The sequence below is a fragment of the Capillibacterium thermochitinicola genome (assembly GCF_013664685.1).
GTDB lineage: Bacteria > Bacillota > UBA4882 > UBA10575 > UBA10575 > Capillibacterium > Capillibacterium thermochitinicola.
Window position 1 is genome coordinate 1 of the sequence record NZ_JAAKDE010000069.1, and the last position, 2679, is coordinate 2679.

Genomic DNA, 2679 nt, shown 5'->3' on the forward strand with positions numbered 1-2679 from the left:
TATGCGGGCGTGTGCCGTTACGATACCCCTTCCTTTTATCAGTGCGTTCGTATGGTTCGGCTTGAAGCTGTTCGGTGGCTTGCGCCTGCAAAATCTGGTTCAATATCGATTCCAATAACGCTGACACACCGGAATCCTTGTTATTGCCTAAAAATAGACGGTGCAAAAGTTCTTGATCTACGGTAATCTAGTATTGGGCCATTCAAATTCCTCCTCTTAGAATTTTGGTTTGTCCAACTACTATTCTAACTGAGGAATTTGTTAATGGCCCCTCTTTTTTTGGAAACCAATTTTACACCATTATACGGACTCAACTGGGATTCTTTCGCTGATCAGGAGAAAGATGAGTGGTTTGAAAAGATCTGTACTTCAAGTAAATGATCGTTATAATTTTGCTGAAATTTTGGGGTGTTGAAGTTCACATTAACATATTTATTGAAGATTTTTTGTATAAGTTTTCAGGGGTAGAATTATGCGCTGACATGTTTCTCGACCAGGTATGCGTTCAGTAAAAAGAAGCAAAGGGAACTATTGCATGAATAAATAAAGTTTTTAAAGAATAGAAATATTAATAGAAAATTTATTAACCATGTAAATGTTAATACAAAAGCTCAGAAACCACCGTTAAACTAGGCAGACATATTAGATAAACGAACTAAGTTTAGTAATAATGCCAATTCAGACTTATAAGCGAAACTCGTTCGTCTAATGATAAGAGATATAGAGATAAACGAAATGGAACGTTTATTATAAGTTATATGCTATACATCTTATACAGGAGGAAAAATGGAGTGTTTAAAATTGGCGAGGTAATATCATATTTGATTATGTGTAACCAGGAAGGAGTAAACCTTCAAAGAGGTATGAATTTTCGTTTGAGGGGGAAGACGAGCGTTATTTTGATGAGTCTGCGTCGGCCCATATTGCCGGGCCTAAGCCAAGTCTGGACGGCGCCGGTTTGGCCAAGGGTATGAACTAGAGTTTAAGCCGGCGCCTCTAAGGCCCGGCAACACCGGGAACCCGAAACGTTATCTGCCATGCCTAATTCTAGTTAAATGTGGTAAAATAAAGGAAGAAATGTATAAAGGAAGAAGTTCCCGATGGGGGTGGAAAAGTGAGAATGCAAAAGTACGTAATCCCACCGGAATATAAGGAAGATATTGATAAAGCCATAGAAATTCTTAAAGCAGAAGGTTGCAGCGAAATCTATTTACTAGGGTCAGTAGCTGAAGGTCGATATAATGAAAGCTCGGATATAGATTTAGCTGTAAAAGGTTGTCCTAAAGGTAAGTATTATAAAATTCTGGGTAAGCTCCTTCTAGAACTTAATCATTCAGTAGACTTAATAGACTTAGACAGAAAGACTGATTTTGTTAAATATATAGAGAAGGAAGGAGTCCTTGTCTATGTCCAATGAACGAATAAAATCCCAAATACAGTTTCAAATACAGCAGATTGATAAATTATTGAAAATGTATAGCCAGTTATTGAAAGAATGCAGGGAAAAAGAACCTGACCTAGTGGAGATTACAGCAATAGCTTCTGTGCTCCACTCTTTTTATAATGGGCTAGAAAATATTTTCGAGATTATTGCTAAAAGAATAGACAACGGTATTATCCAGGGTGAAAAATGGCATAAAAGGCTGTTGTCAGAAATGGTAAGCAAGAATGATAAAAGAAGTGCAGTAATAACAAATGATCTAAAGGATAAATTGATAGAGTATATGGGTTTCAGGCATTTCTTTCGACATTCGTATTCGTTTTTCTTAGACTGGGATGAATTAAAGAAACTAGTGTTACCCTTGGAAGAAGTTTGGAAACAGGCAAAGGAAGAAATAGAAGTATTTTTAAATAGTATCGATAAAAACTAGGTGGCACGGCAGATAACACCAGGGTTCCCGGCTCCGTTCCCTTTGGTCACTCCGGCCTATATTGCCGGGCCTAAGCCAAGTCTGGACGGCCCCGTCTTCACCAAGTGTAACTAAGATTCAGCCGGTGCCTCTAAGGCCCGGCAACATCGGGAACTCGCAGAACGATATACGCCATGCCAGACGAGCGCTCTAACAGTGTGCAACTGCAGCTGATTTAAGGTTCAACAGACACTGGAAGAAATAAAGGAGAGGTCACTTCAAAGGTATGGGATGAAATAGTTGTACTAGTCAACAATCCGTGTTCGGTTGTGATACAATATGCTTGTAATTCTTACCAAAGATTTTTACAACGATATAAAAAAAATAAATGGATTTTAAAAGCATGCCTAAAGCTGGAAGAAATTGTACGATAAAAAGTTTGCCGATCAGCCAACCATCCGTGGTTCTGCTAACATGAAAGCACCAGACTGTCAACTATGATGGACATTGAAGGGAGAAAAAATATGTATGCAGTAGAAATGTTTTTTAGTGAAGAGATTGAGGACTATGTAAGACAGATTTGGTATAGTTTAGCGGAAGAAAATTTAGACTCAAGTTTAATATCAATTAAAGAAATAAAGCCACATATTACTTTGGCCACTTATGAATCTTTGCAATTAGAGTCCTTTAAAAAGCAATTTATTTCTTTTATAGAAAAATTTGAACCAATTGATGTAAACTTTGTTACATTGGGAACTTTTCCAGCAACCGGCGCCTGTTTTTTAATCCCTACAATGACAGAGGAATTATAGTTGAGTCCATATAATGG

General features: G+C 37.6%; 4 protein-coding genes. 3 read left to right on the forward strand and 1 reads right to left on the reverse strand.

Features of this window, described 5'->3' with window-relative positions; genetic code table 11:
* Nucleotides 1-187 (reverse strand): transposase (locus tag G5B42_RS11475; RefSeq protein WP_331274121.1); only part of this gene is annotated, 187 nt, incomplete at its 3' end.
* A 933-nt stretch (nt 188-1120) separates the two neighbouring features.
* On the opposite strand from G5B42_RS11475, the gene G5B42_RS11480 reads away from it, so the two are divergent.
* From G5B42_RS11480 to G5B42_RS11490, 3 genes are all read left to right on the forward strand, one after another.
* Nucleotides 1121-1417 (forward strand): nucleotidyltransferase family protein, encoded by a 297-nt coding sequence (locus G5B42_RS11480; protein WP_231133560.1) that lies wholly within the window; start codon nt 1121-1123, stop codon nt 1415-1417.
* A complete protein-coding gene (locus G5B42_RS11485) occupies nt 1407-1871 on the forward strand; it encodes a ribonuclease toxin HepT-like protein (RefSeq protein ID WP_181340612.1) in 465 nt (154 codons plus the stop codon). Before G5B42_RS11480 ends, G5B42_RS11485 begins: the two co-directional genes overlap by 11 nt.
* Before the next feature lie 479 nt (nt 1872-2350).
* Complete coding sequence (locus G5B42_RS11490) at nt 2351-2662, forward strand: hypothetical protein (protein ID WP_231133556.1); 312 nt, start codon at nt 2351-2353, stop codon at nt 2660-2662.
* Nucleotides 2663-2679: the final 17 nt, after the last annotated feature.